General features: G+C 70.8%; 27 protein-coding genes. 16 read left to right on the forward strand and 11 right to left on the reverse strand.

From position 1 onward, the window contains the following. Positions 1-480, reverse strand: a complete 480-nt coding sequence (locus tag ACFRAC_RS00630) for an Lrp/AsnC family transcriptional regulator (RefSeq protein WP_382919174.1) — start codon at positions 478-480, stop codon at positions 1-3. Between the two features lie 125 nt (positions 481-605). Here ACFRAC_RS00630 and hppD point away from each other — a divergent pair, with 125 nt between their 5' ends. Beyond that, positions 606-1,751 (forward strand): 4-hydroxyphenylpyruvate dioxygenase, encoded by a 1,146-nt coding sequence (gene hppD / locus ACFRAC_RS00635; RefSeq protein ID WP_382919176.1) that lies wholly within the window; start codon positions 606-608, stop codon positions 1,749-1,751. 22 nt (positions 1,752-1,773) lie between these two features. Here the strand turns inward: hppD and ACFRAC_RS00640 are convergent, their stop codons facing one another. Next, a complete protein-coding gene (locus tag ACFRAC_RS00640) occupies positions 1,774-3,210 on the reverse strand; it encodes a tetratricopeptide repeat protein (protein WP_382919894.1) in 1,437 nt (478 codons plus the stop codon). Between the two features lie 102 nt (positions 3,211-3,312). Between ACFRAC_RS00640 and ACFRAC_RS00645 the strand changes: the two genes are divergently transcribed. After that, a complete protein-coding gene (locus ACFRAC_RS00645) occupies positions 3,313-4,719 on the forward strand; it encodes an FAD-binding oxidoreductase (protein ID WP_382919178.1) in 1,407 nt (468 codons plus the stop codon). A 19-nt stretch (positions 4,720-4,738) separates the two neighbouring features. On the opposite strand, the gene ACFRAC_RS00650 is transcribed toward ACFRAC_RS00645, so the two are convergent. Further along, a complete protein-coding gene (locus tag ACFRAC_RS00650) occupies positions 4,739-5,152 on the reverse strand; it encodes an SsgA family sporulation/cell division regulator (protein WP_382919179.1) in 414 nt (137 codons plus the stop codon). Positions 5,153-5,413: 261 nt separating this feature from the next. Between ACFRAC_RS00650 and ACFRAC_RS00655 the strand changes: the two genes are divergently transcribed. After that, positions 5,414-6,835: an RDD family protein gene (locus tag ACFRAC_RS00655; protein WP_382919181.1), complete on the forward strand. Its 1,422-nt coding sequence runs from the start codon at positions 5,414-5,416 to the stop codon at positions 6,833-6,835. A gap of 89 nt (positions 6,836-6,924) precedes the next feature. Further along, positions 6,925-7,647, forward strand: coding sequence for an RDD family protein (locus ACFRAC_RS00660; protein WP_361338555.1), 723 nt, complete (start codon positions 6,925-6,927; stop codon positions 7,645-7,647). A 7-nt stretch (positions 7,648-7,654) separates the two neighbouring features. Here the strand turns inward: ACFRAC_RS00660 and ACFRAC_RS00665 are convergent, their stop codons facing one another. Continuing rightward, a complete protein-coding gene (locus ACFRAC_RS00665; protein WP_361338558.1) occupies positions 7,655-7,912 on the reverse strand; it encodes a hypothetical protein in 258 nt (85 codons plus the stop codon). Between the two features lie 389 nt (positions 7,913-8,301). On the opposite strand from ACFRAC_RS00665, the gene ACFRAC_RS00670 reads away from it, so the two are divergent. After that, positions 8,302-10,647, forward strand: coding sequence for an immune inhibitor A domain-containing protein (locus ACFRAC_RS00670; protein ID WP_382919183.1), 2,346 nt, complete (start codon positions 8,302-8,304; stop codon positions 10,645-10,647). Positions 10,648-10,769: 122 nt separating this feature from the next. Beyond that, positions 10,770-11,129: a hypothetical protein gene (locus tag ACFRAC_RS00675; protein WP_382919184.1), complete on the forward strand. Its 360-nt coding sequence runs from the start codon at positions 10,770-10,772 to the stop codon at positions 11,127-11,129. 39 nt (positions 11,130-11,168) lie between these two features. Here the strand turns inward: ACFRAC_RS00675 and ACFRAC_RS00680 are convergent, their stop codons facing one another. Continuing rightward, entirely contained in the window at positions 11,169-11,759 is a 591-nt protein-coding gene (locus tag ACFRAC_RS00680) for an isochorismatase family protein (protein ID WP_382919186.1), read from the reverse strand. A gap of 136 nt (positions 11,760-11,895) precedes the next feature. Then, positions 11,896-13,254, reverse strand: coding sequence for a nicotinate phosphoribosyltransferase (locus ACFRAC_RS00685; RefSeq protein ID WP_382919187.1), 1,359 nt, complete (start codon positions 13,252-13,254; stop codon positions 11,896-11,898). A gap of 91 nt (positions 13,255-13,345) precedes the next feature. Here ACFRAC_RS00685 and clpS point away from each other — a divergent pair, with 91 nt between their 5' ends. From clpS to ACFRAC_RS00720, 7 genes are all read left to right on the forward strand, one after another. Further along, the gene (gene clpS / locus ACFRAC_RS00690) at positions 13,346-13,663 is read left to right on the forward strand and encodes an ATP-dependent Clp protease adapter ClpS (RefSeq protein WP_344454134.1); all 318 of its coding nucleotides are present in this window, start codon (positions 13,346-13,348) and stop codon (positions 13,661-13,663) included. A 12-nt stretch (positions 13,664-13,675) separates the two neighbouring features. Next, a complete protein-coding gene (locus tag ACFRAC_RS00695; RefSeq protein ID WP_382919189.1) occupies positions 13,676-14,284 on the forward strand; it encodes a DUF2017 domain-containing protein in 609 nt (202 codons plus the stop codon). Positions 14,285-14,635: 351 nt separating this feature from the next. Next, a complete protein-coding gene (locus ACFRAC_RS00700) occupies positions 14,636-16,075 on the forward strand; it encodes an amino acid permease (RefSeq protein ID WP_382919191.1) in 1,440 nt (479 codons plus the stop codon). A 159-nt stretch (positions 16,076-16,234) separates the two neighbouring features. Next, positions 16,235-16,657, forward strand: coding sequence for a Mov34/MPN/PAD-1 family protein (locus ACFRAC_RS00705; protein ID WP_382919192.1), 423 nt, complete (start codon positions 16,235-16,237; stop codon positions 16,655-16,657). A 126-nt stretch (positions 16,658-16,783) separates the two neighbouring features. Then, the gene (locus tag ACFRAC_RS00710; protein WP_309544746.1) at positions 16,784-16,879 is read left to right on the forward strand and encodes a putative leader peptide; all 96 of its coding nucleotides are present in this window, start codon (positions 16,784-16,786) and stop codon (positions 16,877-16,879) included. Positions 16,880-16,993: 114 nt separating this feature from the next. Next, positions 16,994-17,272 carry a MoaD/ThiS family protein gene (locus tag ACFRAC_RS00715; RefSeq protein ID WP_361338581.1) on the forward strand — a complete coding sequence of 93 codons (279 nt, stop codon included), beginning with the start codon at positions 16,994-16,996 and terminating at the stop codon, positions 17,270-17,272. 5 nt (positions 17,273-17,277) lie between these two features. After that, on the forward strand, positions 17,278-18,228 hold the full coding sequence (locus ACFRAC_RS00720; protein WP_382919195.1) for a PLP-dependent cysteine synthase family protein: 951 nt from the start codon (positions 17,278-17,280) through the stop codon (positions 18,226-18,228). A 12-nt stretch (positions 18,229-18,240) separates the two neighbouring features. Here the strand turns inward: ACFRAC_RS00720 and ACFRAC_RS00725 are convergent, their stop codons facing one another. Genes ACFRAC_RS00725 through ACFRAC_RS00735 form a run of 3 tightly spaced genes read right to left on the reverse strand, consistent with a single transcriptional unit; the run spans position 18,241 to position 20,173 of the window. Next, positions 18,241-18,708 carry a type II toxin-antitoxin system PemK/MazF family toxin gene (locus ACFRAC_RS00725; RefSeq protein ID WP_382919197.1) on the reverse strand — a complete coding sequence of 156 codons (468 nt, stop codon included), beginning with the start codon at positions 18,706-18,708 and terminating at the stop codon, positions 18,241-18,243. Between the two features lie 38 nt (positions 18,709-18,746). Continuing rightward, entirely contained in the window at positions 18,747-19,259 is a 513-nt protein-coding gene (locus ACFRAC_RS00730) for a hypothetical protein (protein ID WP_382919199.1), read from the reverse strand. A 47-nt stretch (positions 19,260-19,306) separates the two neighbouring features. After that, positions 19,307-20,173: a hypothetical protein gene (locus ACFRAC_RS00735; protein WP_382919201.1), complete on the reverse strand. Its 867-nt coding sequence runs from the start codon at positions 20,171-20,173 to the stop codon at positions 19,307-19,309. Between the two features lie 276 nt (positions 20,174-20,449). Between ACFRAC_RS00735 and ACFRAC_RS00740 the strand changes: the two genes are divergently transcribed. Beyond that, complete coding sequence (locus ACFRAC_RS00740) at positions 20,450-21,202, forward strand: MBL fold metallo-hydrolase (RefSeq protein ID WP_382919202.1); 753 nt, start codon at positions 20,450-20,452, stop codon at positions 21,200-21,202. A gap of 80 nt (positions 21,203-21,282) precedes the next feature. On the opposite strand, the gene ACFRAC_RS00745 is transcribed toward ACFRAC_RS00740, so the two are convergent. Together ACFRAC_RS00745 and ACFRAC_RS00750 are read right to left on the reverse strand one after the other, a co-directional pair. Continuing rightward, positions 21,283-22,536 carry a PTS transporter subunit EIIC gene (locus tag ACFRAC_RS00745; protein WP_382919204.1) on the reverse strand — a complete coding sequence of 418 codons (1,254 nt, stop codon included), beginning with the start codon at positions 22,534-22,536 and terminating at the stop codon, positions 21,283-21,285. Positions 22,537-22,698: 162 nt separating this feature from the next. Continuing rightward, positions 22,699-23,988 carry a PTS transporter subunit EIIC gene (locus ACFRAC_RS00750; RefSeq protein WP_382919206.1) on the reverse strand — a complete coding sequence of 430 codons (1,290 nt, stop codon included), beginning with the start codon at positions 23,986-23,988 and terminating at the stop codon, positions 22,699-22,701. 176 nt (positions 23,989-24,164) lie between these two features. Here ACFRAC_RS00750 and ACFRAC_RS00755 point away from each other — a divergent pair, with 176 nt between their 5' ends. Both ACFRAC_RS00755 and rph read left to right on the forward strand, forming a co-directional pair. Then, positions 24,165-24,398, forward strand: a complete 234-nt coding sequence (locus tag ACFRAC_RS00755) for a glucose PTS transporter subunit EIIB (protein WP_030943649.1) — start codon at positions 24,165-24,167, stop codon at positions 24,396-24,398. A gap of 88 nt (positions 24,399-24,486) precedes the next feature. Continuing rightward, positions 24,487-25,233 carry a ribonuclease PH gene (gene rph, locus ACFRAC_RS00760; protein ID WP_382919208.1) on the forward strand — a complete coding sequence of 249 codons (747 nt, stop codon included), beginning with the start codon at positions 24,487-24,489 and terminating at the stop codon, positions 25,231-25,233. The last annotated feature ends 42 nt before the right edge of the window (positions 25,234-25,275 follow it).

Consider the following 25,275-nt stretch of genomic DNA (forward strand, 5'->3'; position numbering starts at 1 on the left):
CTAACTGCTGTCCCGGTCCTGCGCCGCCTGCTCCACCAGCGGGATGACCCGCAGCGGAACGGGGTTCTCCATGACGATCGCGGTAGAGGCCCGGACGATCCCATCGAAACCGACGACCCGGTCGATCACACGTTGGAGATCGGCGTTGGAACGCGCCACCAGACGGCACAGCATGTCCCCGGTACCGGTGGTGGTGTGCAGCTCCAGCACCTCCGGCACGGACGCCAAGTGCGCCCGTACGTCGGCTCCTTGGCCCTGCCGGATCTGCAGCGTGGCGAACGCCGTGACCGGGTAGCCGAGGGCCGCAGGATCGACCTCGGGCCCGAAGCCGCGGATGACTCCGTTCGACTGAAGACGGTCCAGCCGCGCCTGCGCGGTCCCGCGGGCCACCCCCAGCCGCCGGGACATCTCCAGCACCCCGATCCGCGGCTCGCGCGCCAGCAGCACGATGATCCGCCCGTCCAGCCGGTCGATCGCCATACGGCCCCCTTCCGGGGTGGTCATCCTGTACAGACAGTCCGCCGGGACAGCCCTGGCCCTATGCAGACTGCCCAGCGAAAAACGAAACTATTGCGCACCTTGCCGTGCCGGGTGAGGCTGCGCCTATGACGCAGACCACACACCACACTCCCGACACCGCACGGCAGGCCGACCCCTTCCCGGTCAAGGGAATGGACGCGGTCGTCTTCGCCGTGGGCAACGCCAAGCAGGCGGCGCACTACTACTCCACCGCCTTCGGCATGCGGCTGGTCGCCTACTCCGGACCGGAGAACGGCAGCCGCGAGACCGCCTCCTACGTGCTGGAGAGCGGCTCGGCCCGCTTCGTGTTCACCTCCGTGGTCAAGCGGTCCACCGAGTGGGGCGCCTTCCTCGAGGACCACGTGGCCGCGCACGGCGACGGCGTGTACGACCTCGCCATCGAGGTGCCGGACGCGCGCGCCGCGTACGCCTACGCGATCGAGCACGGCGCCACGTCCGTCGCCGAGCCGTACGAGCTGAAGGACGAGCACGGCACCGTCGTGCTGGCCGCCATCGCCACCTACGGCAACACCCGCCACACGCTGGTCGAGCGCGGCGGCTACGACGGCCCGTACCTGCCCGGCTACGTCACCGCCGACCCGATGGTCGAGCCGCCGGCCAAGCGCTCCTTCCAGGCCGTCGACCACTGCGTCGGCAACGTCGAGCTCGGCCGGATGAATGAGTGGGTCGAGTTCTACAACAAGGTCATGGGGTTCACGAACATGAAGGAGTTCGTGGGCGACGACATCGCGACCGAGTACAGCGCGCTGATGTCGAAGGTCGTGGCCGACGGCACGCTCAAGGTCAAGTTCCCGATCAACGAGCCCGCCATCGCCAAGAAGAAGTCCCAGATCGACGAGTACCTGGAGTTCTACGGCGGCGCCGGCGTCCAGCACATCGCGCTGAACACCAACGACATCGTCCACACCGTCCGCCAGATGCGCGCGGCCGGCGTGCAGTTCCTGGACACCCCGGACTCGTACTACGACACCCTCGGCGAGTGGGCGGGCGAGACCCGCGTGCCCGTCGAGACCCTGCGCGAGCTGAAGATCCTCGTCGACCGCGACGAGGACGGCTACCTGCTGCAGATCTTCACCAAGCCGGTCCAGGACCGCCCGACCGTCTTCTTCGAGATGATCGAGCGCCACGGCTCCATGGGCTTCGGCAAGGGCAACTTCAAGGCCCTGTTCGAGGCGATCGAGCGCGAGCAGGCCAAGCGCGGCAACCTCTGACGGCCCGGTCCGCCGGGGAGGCTCACTCCCCGGCGGACCACTCCTCGAAGTCCGGGACGTCCTCCATCGACGGCTCGCCGAGCTCCCGCAGCGCCTCCTCCGCCCTCGGCACCAGCGTCGGCGAGAAACGCGGACTGATCCGCAGCGCCTCCTGGAGGTGCCGCCGCGCCGGGCCCTCCCGGCCCAGCTCCCGCTCGATCATCCCCAGGTGACAGCTGTACAGCGCGCTGCGCACCGCGCCGCCCTTGGCCCGGTCGGTGGCCCGCCGGGCGAACGTCAGGGCCTCCTCGTCCTCCCCGGCCCGGTGCAGCGCCCAGCCCAGCGCGTCCGCGACCGCGATCCCCGGCTGGCGCCGCCACTCCGCGCGCAGCCGCCGTACCGCCGACTCCGCGTCCCCGTGGTCCGCCTCGAAACGGCCCAGCACCAGCTCCTCGTCCACCCCGGCCGCCGCGGCCCGCGCCGCCCGCTCGCGCAGCAGGTCGTACTGCACGCGCGCCGCCTGCCCCAGCCCCATCGACTCGTACAGCTCGCCCAGCTCCAGCGCGTACTCCGGCGACGGCTGCCGTGCGAGGGCCGCCCGGTAGGCGGTCAGCGCCTCCGTGGTGCGGCCCAGCGCGGCCAGCGCCCGGCCCTGCCCGGCCAGCGCCGCCCGCTGGTCCGGGTCGAGCCGCACCGCCTGCCGGAAGTGCCGCAGGGCCTCGTCGAGGTCCCCGCGTTCGAAGGCCAGCTGCCCGGCCCGCTCCAGATAGGCCGCCCGCTCGGCCGGGGCCGCCGCCCCGGCCGCCGCGTCGGACAGGGCCGCCGCCGCGTCCTCGTGCTGCCCCCGGTCCCGGTACACGGCCGCCGCCCACGCCTGCACCGCCGGACCCGAGCGCAGCTTCAGCAACCGGTCCAGGGCCCGCCCCGCCGCCTTGTCGTGCCCGAGCCCGGTGTGCGCGTCGATCAGCTGCGGATACGCCGTCCACTGCTTCGGGTCCGCCTTCAGCGCGGCCTCCGCCCAGGTCAGCGCCGCCCCGAAGTCCCGCCGGGCGTTCGCCAGCGCCGCCATGCCGCTCAGCGCGTCGGCGTTGCGGGAGCGGGCCTCCAGCGAGGCGCGCAGCGCCTTCTCCGCCTTCGCGTAGTACGCCGGTTGCGCGGTCCGCCGCCCCTGCTCGACGTACGCGCCCCCCAGCACGGCCCACGACACGGCGTCCCGGGGATGCGCGCGCACCTGCCGCTCGCGCCGTTCGATCAGCACCGCCAGATCGGGCAGCGCGGCCGGCACCCCCGAGGTCACCGCGGTCAGCGCCCGCGCCCCCGGGGCCGGTGCGGGCGGCCGCGCCGGCCCCGGCCCGGACGGCAGCAGCGCCAGCGCCCCGCCGAGCACGGCACACCCCGCCACCGACGCGACGAGGACCCGGCGCCGCAGGCGCCGCCGGCCGGTCGCGTCCTGTTCCTGGTCCACGGCCTCGTTCTCCATGGCGTCACTGTGCGCGAAGCGGCGCGTGGACACGACGACCACACCCGCCCGGGCACAGCTGCCGCGCGTGGGGTTCACACCGATGGCCCCGGGTGTCACGCTGTGATCATGAGCCGTACCGAAGCAGCACCCGACCAGGCCCTGGGTGACCTCACCGAGCGGCTGCTCGCCGGTCTGCCCGCCGAGGCCGTCCTCACCGACACCGACGTCACCGCCTCCTACGCGCACGACATGGCCAGCTTCTGCCCGGCCGGCGCCCCCGCCGTCGTCGTCCTCCCGCGCACCGTCGAAGAGGTCCAGCACGTGATGCGCACCGCCACCGCGCTGCGCGTCCCCGTCGTCCCGCAGGGCGCCCGCACGGGCCTGTCGGGCGGCGCCAACGCCTCCGACGGCTGCATCGTGCTGTCCCTGACGAAGATGGACCGCATCCTCGAGATCAACCCGGTCGACCGGATCGCCGTCGTGGAGCCCGGTGTCGTCAACGCGGCGCTCTCGCGCGCGGTGGGCGAGCACGGCCTGTACTACCCGCCGGACCCCTCCAGCTGGGAGATGTGCACCATCGGCGGCAACATCGGCACCGCCTCGGGCGGCCTGTGCTGTGTGAAGTACGGGGTGACGGCCGAGTACGTCCTCGGCCTCGACGTCGTCCTCGCCGACGGACGCCTGATGAGCACCGGCCGCCGCACCGCCAAGGGCGTGGCGGGCTACGACCTGACGCGGCTCTTCGTCGGCTCCGAGGGCTCGCTCGGCATCGTCGTGCGGGCGGTGCTCGCGCTGCGCCCCAAGCCGCCCCAGCAGCTCGTCCTGGCCGCCGAGTTCGCCTCCGCGGCCGCGGCCTGCGACGCGGTGTGCCGGATCATGGCCGGCGGACACGTGCCGTCGCTGCTGGAACTGATGGACCGTACGACGGTCGCGGCGGTCAACTCCATGGCGAAGATGGGGCTGCCGGAGACCACCGAGGCCCTGCTGCTGGCCGCGTTCGACACCCCCGACCCGGCCGCCGACCTCGCCGCCGTCGGCGCGCTGTGCGAGGCGGCCGGCGCCACCCAGGTGGTCCCGGCGGACGACGCCGCCGAGTCCGAACTCCTCCTCCAGGCCCGCCGGCTGTCCCTGACCGCGCTGGAGGCGGTCCGGGGCGTCACCATGATCGACGACGTGTGCGTGCCGCGCTCCCGGCTCGGCGACCTGATCGAGGGCGTGGAGCGGATCGCGGAGAAGCACCGGCTCACCATCGGCGTCGTCGCGCACGCGGGCGACGGCAACACCCACCCCACCGTCTGCTTCGACGCCGCCGACCCCGACGAGTCCCGGCGCGCCCGTGCGTCGTTCGACGAGATCATGGCGCTCGGCCTGGAACTCGGCGGCACGATCACGGGCGAACACGGCGTGGGCGTGCTGAAGAAGGAGTGGATGGCGCGCGAGATCGGCCCCGTCGGGATCGAGATGCAGCGCGGGATCAAGCGGGTCTTCGACCCGCTGGACCTCCTCAACCCCGGCAAGCTGTTCTGACCCGCCCTCCGGACGCCCGTCACCGGGCGAGCAGCTCGTCGAGCGCGTCGTCGATCCCGAGCTGCTCGGCCTCGCTGCCCGGGGGAACCGCCCGCAGCGTCCGCTCCAGCCACGCCGACACCTGCGCGGCGGGCGCCTCCAGCAGTGCGTCCCCGTCGGGCGAGCTCAGCGCCATCAGCACCACGCTGCGGCCCTCCGACTTCGTCGGCCACACCCGCACGTCCCCGTGCCCGCACGGCCGGAACACCCCCTCGATGAGCAGTTCGCGGGAGAAGGTCCAGTGCACGGGCCGCGCCGAGGTGATGTGGAAGGCGACGTGGACGGCGTACGGGTCGTCGCTGCGGTAGCCCAGCCGGGCCGGGACCGGGACGCTGCGCTCGGGCGACAGGATGAGCCGCAGCTCCAGTTCGCGCTCGACGACGGTGTGAGACATGGCAGGGGTCCTCTCTCGTGACACGTACGGGTTCCCCCGATGGGCCCGTACGAGTGGAGAGGGATGGCCCCGCGCGGCATTACGCGACTCGGGCGTCCTTTTTCCCGGCCCGGCCTCCCACCCGGCTTTCGTACCTGTGACGTACGTGCACGAGGTTGCCCGGAAAGGGGCGGGTCCCGTGGGACCGGCGGTGGCGGGTGCGTCCGTCTGGTAGATGTGGAGCCCCCGTAGTGACCCACGAGCAGATACCGGACGACGGACATGAGCGCCCCAACCCCGGCCCCCGGTGACGACCGGCCCCGCGAAGGGTATTACCCGGACCCGTCCATTCCTGGATATGTCCGGTACTGGAACGGCGCCTCCTGGGTGCCGGGCACCAGCCGTCCCGCCCCGACCGACGGCGAGCCGCTCGCCCCGCCGCCGGGCGCCCGGCCGGCCGGCGCGCCCGCCCCGGTCGAGGAGACCGGCCCGCACTTCTTCGACGAGGACCCGGTCGCCCGGCCCGCCGCAGGCGAGGCCCAGCACGGCAACCGCCCCGAACCCGCCTCCGCCTGGGGCGCCGACCGCTCCCGGCAGACCGGGTTCGGCGGCGACCAGGACCGCCGGGTCTCCTGGGGCGCCCAGCGGGAGGGCGCCGACCCGCGCGTCCCGGCGCCCGCCGAGCCGGAGGCGGAGTCCGGCGGCGGCGCCGCGCCCGACACCTTCCTGACGCGCCGGCCCGTGACGGACGGCGGGGGAGCGCGGTCCGGCGCCGCGCCCGACCCCGGCACCATGGCCATCCGCGCGGTGAACCCGCGCGGCGGCGCGCAGGACCCGCCGTCGGCCGCGCCGGGCACCGCGGCCAACGCCCCGCAGGGCCCCGGCTTCAGCGCCGGCAAGGCCGCCGCGGCTCCCTCGCCGGCCCAGGGGGCGGCCGCGGCTCCGCCCGCCGCCCAGCCCCCCGCCCCCGCGCCCCCTTCCGGCCCCCAGCAGGCCGGGCCGGGCATCCCCCAGCAGTCGGGCGGACCGCAGCCCGCGCCCGCTGCCCCCGCCGCGCCCGCCGCGTCCGGGGCTCCGATCGCGCCGGGCCCCGGCGGCGGTCAGTCTTCCTGGGCGCAGCAGGTCCACCGGCTCGCGGAGCCGGGCGCCGACGGCCGGCCGGTCGCCCCGTGGAAGCCGGTGCGGGAGGACCCGTTCGCGGCGGCCGCCCTGCGGCAGGCCGCCGCCCGGCCCGCCGGCCTCGGCAAGCGGCTGGCGGCCCGGCTGGTGGACACCGTGGTGCTCGCCGCCGTCACGGCGGTGGCGGCCGTGCCGCTCGGCACCAGGGCGCTCGACCACGTCAACGACAAGATCGAGGCGGCCAGGCTCTCCGGACGGACCGTCACCGTCTGGCTGCTGGACGGCACCACGTCGGTCTACCTCGGCATCATCCTGGCCGTGCTGCTGGTGGCCGGCGGGCTCTACGAGGCCCTGCCCACCGCCAAGTGGGGCCGCACGCTGGGCAAGCGGCTGTTCGGCCTGGAGGTGCGCGACATCGAGGCCCACGAGCCGCCGGAGTACGGCGCGGCGGTGCGCCGCTGGCTCGTGTACAGCGTGCCGGGCGTGCTCGTCATCGGAGTGGTCGGGGTGCTGTGGTGCCTGTTCGACCGGCCCTGGCGCCAGTGCCTGCACGACAAGGCGGCGCGTACGTTCGTCGCCGGATGACGAGGTCCGCCGTCCGGCCCGGATGACGGCGTACTCCGGACGGCCGCGCGCCGGATGCGCGGCCGTGCGGTTCGCGGTCGACTCGGGCCATGAGCAGCGAACCGCCTCCCGGCCCCGGCCGGCAGCCCCCGGACGACGACCCGTTCCGGAAGCAGCCCCCGCCCGGCGGTGGCCCGGACGGGCCGTACGGCGACCAGCCGCCCCAGGGCGGGCAGCCCCCGCCCCCGCCCGGTGGTGAGGGCGGCCCCTACGGCGGGCAGCCGCCCCCGCCTCCGCCCGGCGGCGGTGGCCCCTACGGCGGCGGTCCCTACGGGGGTGACCCGTACGGAGGCGGCGGCGGGCCCGCCGACCCGCTGGCCGGGATGCCGCCGCTCGCCGACAGCGGCAAGCGCACGCTGGCCCGGCTCATCGACCTGATCCTGGTGGCGGTCGTCGTCTGGCTGATCACCTGGGGGTTCGGGATCACCGAGTACGACGTGAACACCGACAAGGTGCAGTACGGCAAGTCCTTCGCCCAGTCGCTGGTCGCCGCGGTGCTCTTCGTCGGCTACGACACGGTCATGATCTCCCGGACCGGTCAGACGCTCGGCAAGAAGCTGCTGCACCTGCGGGTCGCCAACCTCGACAACGGGGCCACGCCCTCGGTGCAGACCACGCTGATCCGCTCGCTGGTGCTGTGGATCCCGTTCGCCTTCTGCTGCGCCTGCATCTGGACCGCGATCGCCGGCGGCTGGAGCTTCTTCGACCGGCCCTACAAGCAGGGCCTGCACGACAAGGCGGCGAAGACCGTGGTCGTCAGCACGGACGCGTGAGCGCGGGTCAGGACTTGGTGAGGGCGGGTTCCTCGGTCTTCTCCCGCTCCGCCCCGGCGGCCCGGCCCACCGTCACCACACGGGACCCGCGCGGCACGGGCACCGTCATGGCGACCAGGAGTCCGAGCAGCATCGCGGCGAAGGCGATGACCGCGATCCCGGCGCCCGAACTGGTCTGTGACAGCAGCAGCATGGCGAGCGTCGAGAAGACGACGGTGCACGAGCCGTAGGCGAGCTGTGCGGCAGTCGGACGAGGCATGGTCATCGTGTCCTCGGAATCGGGGGTGCACGGGGGTTTCGGCCTGGCTTTGCGCCGACGTCCGGGCGTTCCGCCATCCGACTCTAACGGCGTCCATGCCCGAGCGGAACGTTCGGTAAGCGTGACCTGACCAACAGTGCCGATGCACGGGGGGCGCACGGATTCATGGCGTCCACCCTGTGGACGGCGGCACGCGCCCGCCCTCCGGCCGCCGTTCGGTAAGTGGACAGCGACTCCGCATAATGCAGTTGACCTGTCCAAGTCAAGGTCTGTTTTTTCTGCTTAACCTCTAGTCAAATGACGTCACTTGACTACACGCGTTGATGACGCGCGCGCGGATCCTACGTTGACCAGGACCCTCCTTCCGCGCGCCCGAACGCGGGGGAGGATCTCAAGTGACCAGTAGACCCTGGACGTTCCGGACGGCGGCGACGGCTGTCGCGCTCGCGACGGCCGCGGCGACGTTCTCGACCTTCGCGGTGGCTCAGGCCGACGAAGGCGCACCGGCCTCGGTGGACCGTCGTGACCCGGCGGACCACCAGCACGCCGACCACGACCTCGAAGGCCCCCTGAGCAAGACCGTGGAGGCGCAGCGTCAGGAAGCGCTCACCCAGGTCATCTCGGGCAAGACCAAGGTGAAGAGCCGCGACGGCTCGCAGGTCGTCGAGCTCAAGAGCAAGAAGGGCGACAGCAAGTACGTCGAGCTGGGCCGCGAGAAGACCGACAAGATCTTCACGATCCTGGTCGAGTTCGGTGACCAGATCAGCGAGTTCGGCGGCACGCCGGGCCCGCTGCACAACCAGATAGCCAAGCCGGACCCGAAGAAGGACAACTCGACGGCCTGGAAGGCGGACTACAACCGCGAGCACTTCCAGGACATGTACTTCGGCACCGGCAAGAACACCGAGTCGGTCAAGAAGTACTACGAGAAGCAGTCCTCGGGCCGCTACTCGGTCGACGGCGAGGTCTCCGACTGGGTCAAGGTGCCCTACAACGAGGCCCGTTACGGCAACAACGCCTGCGGCGAAACGAACTGCTCCAGCGTCTGGAACGTCGTCAGCGACGGCCTGAACGCCTGGGTCGCGCAGCAGAAGGCGGCCGGCCGCACCGACGCGCAGATCAAGGCCGACGTCGCCCAGTTCGACGAGTGGGACCGCTACGACTTCGACGGCGACGGCGACTTCAACGAGCCGGACGGCTACATCGACCACTTCCAGATCGTCCACGCCGGCGAGGACGAGTCCGCGGGCGGCGGCGTCCAGGGCACGGACGCCATCTGGGCGCACCGCTGGTACGCGTTCGGCACGGACGCCGGCGCCACCGGCCCCGCGCAGAACAAGCTGGGCGGCGCGCAGATCGGCTCCACCGGCGTCTGGGTCGGCGACTACACGGTCCAGCCGGAGAACGGCGGCCTCGGCGTCTACGCCCACGAGTACGGCCACGACCTCGGTCTGCCGGACCACTACGACACCCAGGGCGGCGAGAACTCCACCGGGTTCTGGACGCTGATGTCCTCCGGTTCCTGGCTGGGCACCGGCAAGACGGAGATCGGTGACCTGCCCGGCGACATGACCGCCTGGGACAAGCTGCAGCTGGGCTGGCTGAAGTACGACACGGCCAAGGCCGCCACGAGCTCGTGGCACAAGCTGGGTGTCGCCGAGTACAACACCAAGCACAAGCAGGCCCTCGTGGTCGAGCTGCCCAAGAAGAAGGTCACCACCGAGATCGTCCAGCCCGCGCAGGGCGAGAACCAGTGGTGGAGCGGCAGCGGCGACAACCTCGCCAACACGCTGACCCGTTCGGTCGACCTGACGGGCAAGTCGGCGGCCTCGCTGACGCTCGACGGCTGGTGGGACATCGAGGCCGGCTACGACTACCTCTACACCGAGGTGTCCACCGACGGCGGCGCCAACTGGACGGCCGTCGACGGCACCGCCGACGGCGCGGCCATCGGCAAGGACGCCAGCGGCAAGCCGGCGCTCGACGGCACCTCCGGCGCCTGGAAGAAGCTGGTCTTCCCGCTCGACGCCTACGCGGGCAAGAAGGTCGACCTGCGCTTCCGCTACCAGACGGACGGCGGTGTGGCCCAGAAGGGCTTCGCGGCCGACCGGATCACGGTGACGGCCGACGGTTCGGCGGTGTTCTCGGACGACGCCGAGAGCGCCGACGAGGCCTGGGCGAAGAAGGGCTTCTCGCGCATCGGCGCGTCCATCACGGACGACTACGCCCAGTACTACATCGCCGAGAACCGTCAGTACGTGTCGTACGACAAGACCCTGAAGACGGGCCCGTACAACTTCGGCTTCACGACGACCCGTCCGGACTGGGTGGAGCACTACGCGTACCAGAACGGCCTGCTCATCTGGAAGTGGGACACCTCGCAGCTGGACAACAACACCAGCCGGCACCCGGGTGCCGGCCTGATCCTGCCGGTCGACTCGCACCCGGCGCAGCTGAAGTGGACGAACGGCACGCTGATGCGCAACCGCATCCAGGCCTACGACTCCCCGTTCAGCACCTTCCGCACGGACGGCATGACGCTGCACAACGCGGACGTCGCCGCGACGATCCCGTCGCGTCCGGGGGTGTCGGTCTTCAACGACCGCACCCACACGTACTACGACGCGTCGAACCCCTCCGCCGGTGTCAAGATCACTGACACCAACACCAAGATCAAGATCGTCAAGGAGGCCAAGGACGGCTCCACGATCGAGATCGAAGTGGGCCCCGCGGCGAAGTAATCGATAGAACTGCAGGTCAGAACATGATCGGCGGCAGCCCCCTGGCGGGGTTGCCGCCGGTCGTGTTTAGGTGCACCCTGTGCTTCCGCTATTGACACCGCATCGCACGGGGGTGTGACCGTATGGCCGCAGGAGGTTTCTGCAAGCTGCCGACCGGCAGCGTCGTGGTGGCGCTGAACCTGCCCAGACCCACCACCGACGGCACGGGCAGCGTCCGTGTCCTGGTGCACGCCCGCAACCGCGCCCGAGCCCTGACCAGGCTCCGCAACCTGGGCATGCGCGCCGTCTACCTGCGGGGCAACGCCGCCCCGCCGACCCCGGACGAGATCACGGCGGTCCTGCACCACCCCGACGGGCTGATATGGCGCACGGCCCCCTGCCCGGACGTCGTCCCCGCCGTGCCGGAACCCGTCCCCGGACCGGCCCAGGAGCTCTGGCACCCGATCCGGGCCCTCCTGCGCCGGCCCGCCGCCCCCGCCTGAGGCGGCGTCCGTGAAGTCGCGTCGTCCGCCCGTAGGCGGCTACGCCACCACGGGCTTGCCGGTCAGCTCCACACCGGACCCGCGCAGCTCCTCCAGCGCCCGCTCGGTGGTCTCCGCGGCCACTCCGGCGGTCAGGTCCAGCAGCACCTGCGTACGGAACCCCTCGCGCGCCGCGTCCAGCGCGGTGGCCCGCACACAGTGGTCGGTGGCGATGCCCACCACGTCCACCTCGGTGACCTCCCGGGCCCGCAGCCAGTCCGCGAGCCGCACGCCGTTCTCGTCGGCGCCCTCGAACCCGCTGTAGGCCGCGGCGTACGCCCCCTTGTCGAAGACGGCGTCGATCGCGCCGGAGGCGACCGCGGGCGCGAAGTTCGGGTGGAAGCCCACGCCCTCGGTGCCCGCCACACAGTGCGCCGGCCACGAGTGGACGAAGTCGGGGTGGGCCGAGAAGTGGCCGCCCGGCGCGATGTGGTGGTCGCGTGTGGCCACGACGTGCTGGTAGCCGGACCCGGCCGCCTGACCGATGAGCTCCGTGACGGCGGCGGCCACGTCGGCGCCACCGGCCACCGCGAGGCTGCCTCCCTCGCAGAAGTCGTTCTGCACGTCTACGACGATCAAGGCGCGGCGCATGGTCGGTGTCCTTCGGTTATGGACGCTGAGGTCGGGACGGTGGAATCGGCGCGGCCCGGCCGTGAACCTCCGAGCCTAGAGACTTCGCGTGCGGTGCGGGAGGGGGCATGGGGCGGGCACTGCGGGCGCGCCCGCTTCACGCCCCCGTCTGGCTACCCGGCCGCACATGGACGTACTCCGTCGGAATGACGGGTTCCCCCCGGGAGAGCTGGATCGCGGACAGCGGCAGGTTGGCGCGGGCCGCCGCGTGCCGGTCCCGGACGGCGTCCAGCGGCTCGCGCGCCACGACGTCCCCGCCCTTGACGAGCTGGGCCGGCAGCTGCCGGTCGGCGAGCTCGGCGGGCACCGGCCCGGTGCCGACCACCTCGGCCTCCGCGACCCCGTCGGCGTCGAGCCGCCGCGCCGCCCACTTGCGGCCGCCGACGGAGGTCTTCCCGCCGGTCGACCTCTTCGCCACCGGCACCAGGGGCGCCCCGGGGTCGCCGGACTCGGCGCGGGCGACCAGCTTGTAGACCATGGAGGCGGTCGGGTGCCCGGACCCGGTCACCAGCTGGGTGCCGACGCCGTACGCGTCCACGGGCGCCGCCGCCAGCGAGGCGATGGCGTACTCGTCCAGGTCGGAGGTGACGAGGATCTTCGTGCCGGTCGCGCCCAGCTCGTCGAGCTGCTGGCGGACCCGGTGCGCGACCAGCAGCAGGTCGCCCGAGTCGATGCGGACGGCGCCCAGCTCGGGTCCGGCGACCTCCACGGCCGTACGGACCGCCTCGGCGACGTCGTAGGTGTCCACCAGCAGCGTGGTGCCGCGGCCCATGGAGTCCACCTGGGCCCGGAAGGCGTCCCGCTCGTGGTCGTGCAGCAGCGTGAAGGCGTGGGCGCTGGTGCCGACCGTCGGGATGCCGTACCGGAAGCCCGCGGCCAGGTCGGAGGTGGAGGTGAAGCCGCCGATGTAGGCGGCGCGCGCGGCGGCCACCGCGGCCAGCTCGTGGGTGCGGCGGGCGCCCATCTCGATCAGCGGGCGGTCCCCGGCGGCGGCGGACATCCGGGAGGCGGCCGCGGCGATGGCCGAGTCGTGGTTGAGGATGGAGAGGATCACCGTCTCCAGCAGCACGCACTCGGCGAAGCTGCCCTCCACCCGCAGGATCGGCGAGCCGGGGAAGTAGACCTCGCCCTCCCGATAACCCCAGATGTCCCCGGAGAAGCGGTAGTCCCTCAGCCAGCGCAGCGTCGGCTCGTCGACGACGGCCCGCTCGCGCAGGAAGCCGAGGACGTCCGCGTCGAAGCGGAAGTTCTCCACCGCGTCCAGGACGCGTCCGGTGCCGGCCACCACGCCGTAGCGCCGGCCGTGCGGCAGCCGCCGGGTGAAGACCTCGAACACGCTGCGCCGCTCGGCGGTGCCCGCGCGGAGCGCGGCCTGCAGCATCGTCAGCTCGTACTGGTCCGTGAAGAGCGCCGTCGAGGGGACATCCACCGGCAGCCCAAGGTCCGCTGTGTTCATGGCCACGCATCGTACCCCCATTTCGTCAGTCTGACGATTTAGGCCCGGGCGGGCCCCGGGATTTGTGCGACCACCCCCCTGCGGTGGCAGCATGGGCACTGTGACGTCACCCGCTCCCCTAGAGATCGAACGCACCGAGTCGGCGGAGGAAGTGTTCGCCGTCCCCGAGCCCGACGTCCCCTGGGTCACGATCGTCCACAACGACCCGGTCAACCTCATGAGCTACGTGACGTACGTCTTCCAGTCGTATTTCGGGTACAGCAAGGACAAGGCCACCAAGCTCATGCTCGACGTCCACCACAAGGGCCGGGCGGTCGTCTCCAGCGGATCCCGCGAGGAGATGGAACGCGACGTGCAGGCCATGCACGGCTACGGCCTGTGGGCCACCCTCCAGCAGGACCGGAAGTAGCGAATCGTCTCCATGCCAGGAACCTTCGAACCCGTCCCCGGCGGCGGCGCCGCCGTCGCTCTCGACGAAGTCGAGATCTCCATCATCCGGTCGCTGGCCGTCCAGCTGCTGGAACTCATCGGACCCGGCCCGGCCGGGGACGCCTCCGACGACCCGCTCGCCGAGCTGTTCGCCGAGGGTCCCAGCGAGCCGCCCTCCGACCCCGTGCTCAAGCGCCTCTTCCCCGACGCCTACAGCGACCCCGAGGGCACCCCGCGGGCCCAGGAGGCCGAGGAGCAGCGGGCGCACTCCGCCGAGTTCCGCCGGTACACGGAGAACGACCTGCGCGCCGGCAAGCGGGAGAACGCGCTCGCGGTGGTGCGCACCCTGGACGCGCTCAGCGCCGAGAGCGCCGGCGAGGGCGGCGCGGTGCTCAAGCTGTCCCCCGAGGAGTCCCAGCGGTGGCTCGGCGCCCTGAACGACCTGCGCCTGGCCATCGGTTCCCGGCTGGAGATCACCGACGAGGACGACACCGACCTGCTGTACGGCCTCCCCGACGAGGACTCCCGCAAGCCGATGGTGATGGCCTATCTGTGGCTCGGCGGCCTCCAGGAGACCCTGGTCACCACCCTCATGCCCTGATCCACCCGGCCATGCGACCGTTCCGTGCCGATATGTAAGGGTTCTGTGTTCGCTCAGCGGACGCTCAAATCCGGATAACGATCCCGTCACCGCCGCCACCCGCTATGCGGGGCGGCGGTGATTTTGTCCGGTTCTTCCTGTGGGATGCGCCACACGTGCCCTCGCCGATCACCGTTGCGGTCGTGATAAATCTTCACGACCGCCCGCCGAGCACCACCCGAATGTTCGGCCGGGTGCGCCACAGGGCCGGCGGATCGCCGGCCGGGCACAGCTCCAGCAGTCCGGGGGGATCGAGACCCGGTCCGCGGCCGACGAAAGGCCCGGGTCGGCATGGAGAAAGGCGCACAACACATGACCTCTTCGAAGGTCACTGACGCGACGGCCACGGGTGCCCCCGAAGAGGGGTACGAGCGCGGCCTCGGCAGCCGTCAGGTCCAGATGATCGCGATCGGCGGCGCCATCGGTGTCGGCCTGTTCATGGGTGCCGGTGCGAACATCGCAAAGGCCGGACCCAGCATCATCCTCATGTACGCCCTCGCGGGCGTCGTCATCTTCTTCATCATGCGGGCTCTGGGAGAGCTGCTCCTGTACCGGCCCGTGTCCGGCTCCTTCGCCGAGTACGCCCGGGAGTTCCTCGGCCCGTTCTTCGGCTTCGTCACGGGCTGGACGTACTGGCTCATGTGGGTGGTCACCGGCATGGCCGAGCTGACGGCCGCCGCGATCTACATCCACTTCTGGTTCCCGGAGATCCCGCAGTGGGTCAGCGCCCTGGTGTTCCTCGTGGTGCTCTTCGGCGTCAACCTGATCTCCGTCAAGATCTTCGGCGAGGTCGAGTTCTGGTTCTCGATGGTCAAGGTCACGGCCATCATCGGCATGATCGTCATCGGCCTCGGCGTGCTCACCCTGGGCTTCTCGGACGCCGGTGACACCGCCGCCGTCTCCAACCTCTGGTCGCACGGCGGGTTCTTCCCCAACGGCATCGGCTCCAGCCTGATGACGCTCCAGGGCGTCATGTTCGCCTACCTCGCCGTCGAGCTGGTCGGCGTCACCGCGGGCGAGTCCGAGAACCCCGAGAAGACCCTGCCCAAGGCGATCAACACGCTGCCCTGGCGCATCATCGTCTTCTACGTCGGCGCGCTCCTGGTGATCCTCTCCGTCGTCAAATGGACCGAGTTCGCCGCCGGCGAGAGCCCCTTCGTGCACGCCTTCGGCAAGATCGGCATCCCGCTCGCCGCGGGCATCGTCAACTTCGTGGTCCTCACCGCGGCCCTGTCGTCCTGCAACTCCGGCATGTACTCCACCGGCCGCATGCTGCGCGACCTGGCCGCCAACAACGAGGCCCCGCAGGCGTTCGGCAAGCTCAACAGGCGCAGGACACCGGCCGTCGGCATCAGCGTCTCCGTGGCGCTCATGGGCATCGGCGTGATCCTCAACTACGTCGTCCCGGAGAAGGCGTTCCTCTACGTCACCTCCGTCGCCACCGCGGCCGGCATCTGGACCTGGATGATGATCCTCGTCAGCCACATCCGCTACCGCGCCGCCGTCGACGCCGGCCGGCTGCGCGCCTCGTCCTTCCCCGCCCCCGGCGGCGCCCTGTTCAGCTGGGTCGCGCTGCTCTTCCTCATCGGCGTGACCTGCCTGATCGCGTACGACAAGGACGCGCGCGTCTGCCTGTACGTCGCCGCCGGCTGGGCCGTCGCCCTCGGCGTCGGCTGGACGGTCCTCAAGAGCCGCAACCCGGGTATCGCCACGCGCGGTGGCGAGGAGCCGGAGCTGGAGAAGGTCGGCTGAACCGCGCGCGGACGTCAGGTCGCGGGGAGCGCTCGTGGCGCTCCCCGTGCCCGCCGCCCAGGGCGTCCGCGCCTCCCGGGACGTGACCGCACGTCCGGCATGTGGGCCGCCCCGTACCAACCCTCGGTACGGGGCGGCCCCTCTGCTTATCCTGGCCGCATGCTGACCATCACCCAGGCCCTCGTCGACCAGATCGTCGCCCACGCGCGCAAGGACCACCCGGACGAGGCGTGCGGAGTCGTCGCGGGCCCGGCCGACTCGGACCGCCCCGAACGCTTCCTCCCGATGCTGAACGCGGCGATGTCCCCCACGTTCTACGAGTTCGACTCCGGTGACCTGCTCAAGCTCTACCGCGACATGGACGACCGCGACGAGGAGCCGGTGATCGTCTACCACTCGCACACCGCCACCGAGGCGTACCCCTCGCGCACCGACATCGCCTACGCCAACGAGCCCGGCGCCCACTACGTCCTGGTCTCCACGGCCGACACCGACGGCCTCGGCGAGTTCCAGTTCCGCTCCTTCCGCATCCTCGAGGGCGAGGTCACGGAGGAGGAGGTCAGGATCGTCGAGTCCTACTGACGATCCCGCCCGTACGGCCGGTCCCGCACGGTCCGCACACGGCCCGGTCTCACCAGGCGACCCGTCATCGTCCGGGATATGGGATCACATTCCAGGACCCGGACCGGGAATCGATACGATGACCCCATGGTTCTCCACGACGTGAGCGGGAAGACGCCGGGCATGCTGCTCGTGGCGCGACTGCACGTCGACCTGTGCAGGCTCGCCAGCGCCATCTGTTGACGCGACACCCTGCCGCCGTCCGGCCGTGAGCCCCGGCGCCGCACTCACGCACCACGCCTGTTCCAGCGCTGCCGCGCGCCCCCGACCGACTACTCCCGACAGGAGCCCCGACCCATGGCCATCGAGGTCCGCATCCCCACCATCCTCCGCACCTACACCGACGGTCAGAAGGCGGTGGAGGGCAGCGGTGAGACCCTCGCCGAGCTGTTCGCCGACCTCGAGACCCGCCACACGGGCATCCAGGCGCGCATCGTGGACGGCGGCCAGCTGCGCCGCTTCGTCAACGTCTACCTGAACGACGAGGACGTCCGCTTCCTCGACGGCATCAACACCAAGCTCAGCGACGGCGACAACGTCACGATCCTGCCGGCCGTGGCCGGCGGTATGGCCTGATCGGGATGCGGTACGACTCCCCCCTCGCCGCGGTCGGCAACACCCCCCTGGTGCGCCTGCCGCGGCTGTCGCCGTCCGACGACGTCCGCATCTGGGCCAAGCTGGAGGACCGCAACCCCACCGGCTCCGTCAAGGACCGGCCCGCCCTGCACATGATCGAGCAGGCGGAGAAGGACGGCCGCCTCACCCCGGGCTGCACCATCCTGGAGCCCACCAGCGGCAACACCGGCATCTCCCTCGCCATGGCGGCCAAGCTCAAGGGCTACCGCATGGTGTGCGTGATGCCCGAGAACACCTCGCAGGAGCGCCGGGACCTCCTCGGCATGTGGGGCGCGGAGATCATCTCCAGCCCCGCCGCGGGCGGCTCCAACACCGCCGTACGGGTCGCCAAGGAGCTCTCCGCCGAGCACCCGGACTGGGTGATGCTCTACCAGTACGGCAACCCGGACAACGCGGGCGCGCACTACGCGACCACCGGCCCGGAGATCCTCGCCGACCTCCCCTCGGTCACCCACTTCGTGGCGGGGCTCGGCACCACCGGCACCCTGATGGGCGTCGGCCGCTTCCTGCGCGAGCACAAGCCCGACGTGAAGATCGTCGCCGCCGAGCCGCGCTACGACGACCTCGTCTACGGGCTGCGCAACCTCGACGAGGGCTTCGTGCCCGAGCTGTACGACGCGTCCGTGCTGACCACCCGCTTCTCGGTCGGCTCCGCCGACGCGGTCACCCGCACCCGGGAGCTCCTCCAGCAGGAGGGCATCTTCGCGGGCGTCTCCACCGGCGCCGCCCTGCACGCCGCGATCGGCGTCGGGAACAAGGCGCTGAAGGCGGGGGAGAGCGCCGACATCGTGTTCGTCGTCGCCGACGGCGGCTGGAAGTACCTCTCCACCGGCGTCTACACGGCCGCCACGACCGAAGAGGCCATCGAGACGCTGCACGGCCAGCTCTGGGCCTGACCGCCCCGGCGGCTACGACGACAGGTGACGGACCTGGTCCCACACGGCCGGGTCCATCACCCCGACCCGCCGCCGGAAGTCCCGCAGCGGAACGACCCGCAGCTCACCCGTCTCCAGATAGCTGGCCCGGCCCCCGGCGTCCCCGACCGACCCCGGCGGCAGCGCGATGACCCCGCTGCGCTCGGCGCGGTTCTTGCTGGTGATCTTCGCGACCGTCACGCGCTGCCCGCGCACCGCCAGCACGAGACAGGGCCGGTCCTTGGCCCCCGGCCGGTCCTCGTAGGGGACGTTCGCCCACCAGATCTCCGCCGGTTCCGGCAGCCGGGCCGGCGCACGCCCCCCTGCGCGCCCCCGGGGCCGTCCCGGCGGCCGGGTCAGCCGTCGACGCGGCCTGCGCCCCCGCCCCCAGCCGTCGACCAGCGCGGCCACCAGCGCGAGCAGCACGACCGCGCCGAGCGCCGGCCACCATGACGTGTCCATAGGGACGAAGGTACCGGCGCCCACCCCGACCCGCGCGCCTACCGGCGGGTCAGGACGCCGGAGGGGGAGAGGCGAGGACGGTTCGTGCAGCCCAAGGACGTGCTCACTTTGGATGCGGCTGAGAGCAGCACTCTGAGCCGAGCACTGCTCTGCGCGGTCACGTCGTCCAGATCGTTGTCCCAATAGCCCTCGAAGTAGCCCTGGACGGCTCCGTCGTGGCCATTCGGAAGCCTGCATGGGAAGCGTGCCGTCGTACGCCGGAGGTCGTCCACGGCGCGCGTCCTCTCCGCATCGCCCACGGTGAAATCGAGCGTCTTGGATTTCTCCTCGTCGGTGGAATACGGGTGCCGGGTCCAGCCGAAGTAGAAGTCGATCTCCTCCTCGGATCGCGTACGGGGATGGAACTCCTTTCGACCAGTGAGAAGCCGCTGGAGGTCTCGCCCTGTCTCACTGCCGAACATGCCGCCACAGATCTTGTCCGCCGCGACCGGCTTGACGGGGGCGGGCCCGGGTTCGTCCGCTGGGCCCACGCACGCGGTGACAAGGGCCATAAGTGCCAGAGTCGTGACCGTGCCTCGGAGGCGGCGGCGTGTCGCGATCATCGGGCGTTGTCCGTATCCGTCATGTCCCGGCCGCGGTTGCAGGCCACCGACACGCCGGCCTGCTTCCAGGCCGTGGCCTTTTCGCGCTCGTGGTTGTACTGATCGTCGCTGTCGCGGTAGTCCTTGCCGATCTGCTCGGTGCGGGCCTCGTCGAGAGCACCGTGGGCGGCGGCGCCCCATTCCGCGACCGTGTATGCCTCGGTCGTGTCAGCATGCTGGTGGACCAGGCTCGTCGTGTACGCCTGCTGGGCTTGCGACATGATTCCGTGTGACGTCTCGTCCTGACCGAGCTCGCGGATGAAGTCACGACTGATGCCGTAGTCACATCCGTGCTCGGGCTTGACGCCGAGAAGCTTGTCCGCGTCAAGGCTCTGCGGGTCGCCGTTGTATCCGGCGAGGCCGTAGTTCAGGTCGTCGACGTAAGCGGCTCCCATGCGCCCCATGCTGTCGGCGTTGCCGACTTGGTTGTCCATGAGGTCCTTGTCGTCCGACCCGTAACGCTCCATCACCCGCTGCATGACGGCGCGTTCGTCCTCGCCCCGGTGGAGTTCGGGTCGGGCGGCGCCGTAGTCGCTCCCCGTGGTGGCGGACTCCAGGGCGTGACCGAGAGCGTCGTAACCACGGGACTTGCCGTTCTCGTACTGTGGGTGCGCGTCCTCGGGCCAGTCGCGGGCACCCCCGACTCGGCGGTAGGTGGTGTGCGGCGCTTCGCACTGGCCGTCCGTCCAGCGGGTCGCCAGGTACTCCAGCGCATCGCCGAGCCGGCCGCCCCAGTCGGCACCCGACAGGAAGAAGGCGTCCGTCCAGGTAGGCGGACGGTGGCACCCGGCACGCCCGCCGGAGGGTGAGCGCGCACGCGGCACAGCGCCAAGATCGCCGACGGGACGAGGGCACCAGCGAGGCGGTCGAGGACTTTCCGCCGGAGGCGGCGGGGCAGCCCCTGGGTGACCTTGGATCCTGGTCGAACGGCTGAGCGCCTGCTAACCCGGATGGCAGCGCCTGTCAGGTGAGTTCGCCCACAACAGACCTTGGCGGAGGAGCGACCGGAGGTTTTGCGCCTTACGCTCGACAAACCGCACGACCCCCGACGCCCCCCATCCCCGATCTTCGGATTTCCCGCCAGCGGAGGTTTCTGTTTCATGAAGCTCACCGTCGTCGGCTGCTCGGGGTCGTTCCCGTCCGCGGAATCGGCCTGCTCGAGCTACCTCGTCGAGGCCGACGGCTTCCGGCTGCTCCTCGACATGGGCAACGGCGCCCTGGGCGAGCTGCAGCGCCACTGCGGTCTCTACGACCTCGACGCGATCTTCCTCAGCCACCTGCACGCCGACCACTGCATCGACATGTGCGCGTACTTCGTGGCGCGCTACTACCGGCACGACGGCGGCCGCTGCGCCCCCATCCCGGTCTACGGCCCCGAGGGCACCGAGCAGAGGCTGACCACCGCCTACGCCGACACCCCCACCGCCTCGTCCATGAGCGAGGTCTTCGACTTCCACACGGTCAAGCCGTCCACCTTCGAGATCGGCCCGTTCACGGTGCACACGGAACGCGTGGCCCACCCGGTGGAGGCGTACGGCATCCGGATCGAGCAGGGCGGCCGGGTGCTGACCTACTCCGGCGACACGGGCGTCAGCAGAGCCCTGGACGAACTCGCCCGCGACGCCGACCTGTTCCTGTGCGAGGCCGCCTTCACGCACGGCAAGGAGAGCATCCCCGACCTGCACCTCAACGGTCGCGAGGCGGGGCAGTCGGCGGCCCGCGCGGGCGCCCGGAGCCTGGTCCTCACGCACATCCCGCCGTGGACCGACCCCGAGGTCAACCTGGCCGACGCGCGCGAGGTCTACGACGGTCCGGTGACGCTGGCGGCGCCCGGCCGGACGTACGAGATCTGAGGCCCCGAGCTCTTCCGCCGGTGGCGCGGCGAAGGCCCCGGAACCCTCCCGGTTCCGGGGCCTTCGCCATGCCGTGGGGCTCACGCCTTGGTGAGGTCCTCGACCTCCTCCTCGGGCTCGCGGCCCGGGGTGGGGAGGTTCCACTTCGTGATGGCGAAGCGGAAGACGGCGTAGTAGATCGCGGCGAAGACCAGACCGATCGGGATGATCAGCCAGGGCTTGGTCGCCAGGTTCCAGTTGAGCGCGTAGTCGATGAAGCCCGCCGAGAAGGTGAAGCCGGCGTGCACGCCGAGCGCCCAGGTGATCGCCATGGACAGTGCGGTGAGCACCGCGTGGATCACGTACAGCACCGGGGCGATGAACATGAACGCGAACTCGATCGGCTCGGTCACACCGGTCACGAAGGAGGTCAGCGCCAGCGAGACCATCATGCCCATCACGGCCCTGCGGCGCTCGGGACGGGCGCTGTGGGCGATGGCGATGGCGGCGGCCGGCAGACCGAACATCATGATCGGGAAGAAGCCGGACATGAACTGACCGGCGGTCGGGTCACCGGCGAAGAAGCGGTTGAGGTCACCGTGGACGATCTCACCGGCGGCGTCCTTGAATTCGCCGAGCTGGAACCAGGAGACGGTGTTCACGAACTGGTGCATGCCGACCGGGATCAGCGCACGGTTGATCAGGCCGAACAGACCCGCGCCGAAGGCGCCGAGGCCGGTCATCCACTCGCCGAAGTCGGAGATGACCTCACCGATCGGCTCCCAGACCAGGCCGAAGAAGACACCCATCGCGGTGCCGACGAAGGCCATGATGATCGGGACGAGCCGGCGGCCGTTGAAGAAGCCCAGCCAGTCCACCAGCTTCTTGCGGTGGTAGCGCTGCCACAGCACGGCGGCCAGCAGACCCATGATGATGCCGCCGAGGACACCGGGGTTGTTGTAGGTCGCGGCTATGTCCGCGCCGTCCTGGACCTTCGCCTCGGTGACCGGGAACGCCTTGAGGACGTTGCTGTAGACGAGGAAGCCGACGAGGGCGGCCAGGGCGGTCGAGCCGTCCGCCTTCTTGGCGAAGCCGATCGCGACGCCGATGCAGAACAGCATGGGAAGGTTGTCGAAGATCGCACCGCCCGCGGTGGCGAACACGGCGGCGACCTTGTCCCAGCCGAGTCCGTCCTTGCCGAACACGTCGGGCTGGCCGAAGCGGAGCAGCAGACCGGCCGCCGGCAGTACGGCGATCGGGAGCTGCAGGCTGCGGCCGACCTTCTGAAGGCCCTGGATCAGGCCTGATCCCCACTTCTTCGTGGGGGCCGCCGTTGGCGAGGTGGCGGTGCTCATAGACTTCCTCCATCGGGTGGTGGTCTACACCACTCAGTGGTGTAGACCTGTTGTACACGATGAAGGTGCGATAAGGAACCCACGATTCCCGAGCGTTGCCCGGACCGTTATCCCGCCTTATTCGGACCTTTGCGGAGCCCCCCGGCCCGCCGTCCGCCCCCGTCAGCCCTTGGTGACGTCCTCCACCTCCTCCTCCGGCTCCCGGCCCGGCGTCTTCAGGTCGAATCTGGTGATCGCGAAACGGAAGATCGCGTAATAAAGGACGGCGAAGCACAGACCGATCGGAATGATCGCCCACGGTCTCGTCGCCAGATTCCAGTTGATGACGTAGTCGATCAGCCCCGCCGAGAAACTGAACCCGTCGTGCACCCCCAGGGCCCAGGTCACCCCCATCGACACACCCGTCAGCACCGCGTGCACCGCGTACAGCAGCGGCGCCACGAACAGGAACGAGTACTCGATCGGCTCCGTGATCCCCGTGACGAACGACGTCAGCGCCACCGACAGCATCAGACCGCCGACCTCCTTGCGGCGCCGCGGCCTCGCACAGTGCGTGATCGCCAGGGCCGCCGCCGGCAGCGCGTACATCATGATCGGGAAGAACCCCGAGGTGAACTGACCGGCGTCCGGGTCGCCCGCCAGGAACATGTTGATGTCACCGTGCACCACCCGGCCGTCCGGCGTGGTGAACGTGCCGAACTGGAACCAGATGGGCACGTTCAGGAACTGGTGCAGCCCCACCACCAGCAGCGCCCGGTTCGCGACACCGAAGACACCCGCGCCCCAGGCGCCCAGACCGCTCATCCAGTCGCTGAAGCTCTCCAGCGCGTCACCGATCGGCGGCCACACCCACAGACACAGCGCCGCGAACACGATCGCCACGAACGCCATGATGATCGGCACCAGTCGCCGGCCGTTGAAGAAACCGAGCCAGTCCACCAGCTTCGTCCGGTGGTAACGCGCCCAGAAGAAGGCCGCCAGCAACCCCATGACGATCCCGCCGAACACCCCCGGATTCTGGTACTCGAAGACCGTCACCGAGCCGTCCTGCAGCCGGCAGCCCACCATCGCGACCGCCTTCGAGCCCTCCGGACAGTCCTCCGGGAACTGCCGCAGCACCGTGTAGTACACGAGGAACCCCGCCACCGCCGCCAGCGCCGTCGAACCGTCCGACTTCCGCGCCATGCCGATGGCCACGCCCACACAGAACAGCAGCGGCAGCCCCAGCGCGCCGTCGAGCAGCGCACTGCCCGCACCCACCATCACCCGCGAGACATCGGTCCAGCCCAGACCCTCGTCCCCGAACACATCCGGCTGCCCCAGCCGGTTGAGGATGCCCGCGGCCGGCAGCACGGCGATGGGGAGCTGAAGACTGCGCCCCATCTTCTGCAACCCCTGGAACACCGCGTTCCAACGAGCCCGACCGGGGGTGACCATGCCGTCGGCAGCCATCCCAACCCCTGTCGTCGCTAGGCAGTTTGTCGGCCGTCCCCCTGGTGGTGTAGACCAGTCGCGGACGGTTCCGCTGTCGTGAAGGCCATCCTTCGACATAGACGGCACGACCGCTCGCGAAGATGGGCCAACTGTGGGTTACTGCGACAAAGCGGTTCGGATCAGGGAGAGGCAACATGGCCAGCAAGGCTGAGAAGATCGTCGCCGGGCTCGGCGGCATCGACAACATCGAGGAGATCGAGGGCTGCATCACCCGCCTCCGCACCGAGGTCAGCGACGCCTCACTGGTCGATGAGACCGCCCTCAAGGCCGCCGGCGCCCACGGCGTCGTCAAGATGGGCACCGCCATCCAGGTCGTCATCGGCACCGACGCCGACCCGATCGCCGCGGAGATCGAAGACATGATGTGAAGAGCGGGCATCATCCCCGGCTTCACCCCCTGAAGGGCCCCTCCCCACGCGGGACGGGCCCTTCCTCCGGTCCCGCTAGGCTCACGCCATGTCCTCACAGCCCCGCATCGACGGCCGCACCCCCGACCAGCTCCGCCCGGTCACCATCGAACGCGCCTGGAGCAAGCACGCAGAAGGCTCCGTCCTCGTCTCCTTCGGCGACACCAAGGTGCTGTGCACCGCCTCCTTCACCGAAGGCGTCCCGCGCTGGCGCAAGGGCAGCGGCGAAGGCTGGGTCACCGCGGAGTACGCCATGCTGCCCCGCGCCACCAACACCCGCGGCGACCGCGAATCCGTCCGCGGCAAGATCGGCGGCCGCACCCACGAGATCAGCCGCCTCATCGGACGCTCCCTGCGCGCCGTCATCGACTACAAGGCCCTCGGCGAGAACACCGTCGTCCTCGACTGCGACGTCCTCCAGGCCGACGGCGGCACCCGCACCGCCGCCATCACCGGCGCCTACGTCGCCCTCGCCGACGCCGTCTCCTGGGCCCAGGGCCGCAAACTCATCAAGCCCGGCCGCAAACCGCTCACCGGAACCGTCAGCGCCGTCTCCGTCGGCATCGTCGCCGGCGTCCCCCTCCTCGACCTGCGCTACGAGGAGGACGTCAAGGCCGACACCGACATGAACGTCGTCTGCACCGGCGACGGCCGCTTCGTCGAGGTCCAGGGCACCGCCGAGGCCGAACCCTTCGCCCGCGAGGAACTCAACACCCTGCTCGACCTCGCCGTCGCCGGCTGCGGCGAACTCGCCGACCTCCAGCGCAAGGCCCTCGGCACCCCCCTCGAACAGTAAAGAACAAACCAAGACACCGAGCGGCCCCGGGCAACCGCACCG

The organism is Streptomyces sp. NPDC056628, assembly GCF_042792555.1.
In the GTDB taxonomy this organism is placed as follows: domain Bacteria; phylum Actinomycetota; class Actinomycetes; order Streptomycetales; family Streptomycetaceae; genus Streptomyces.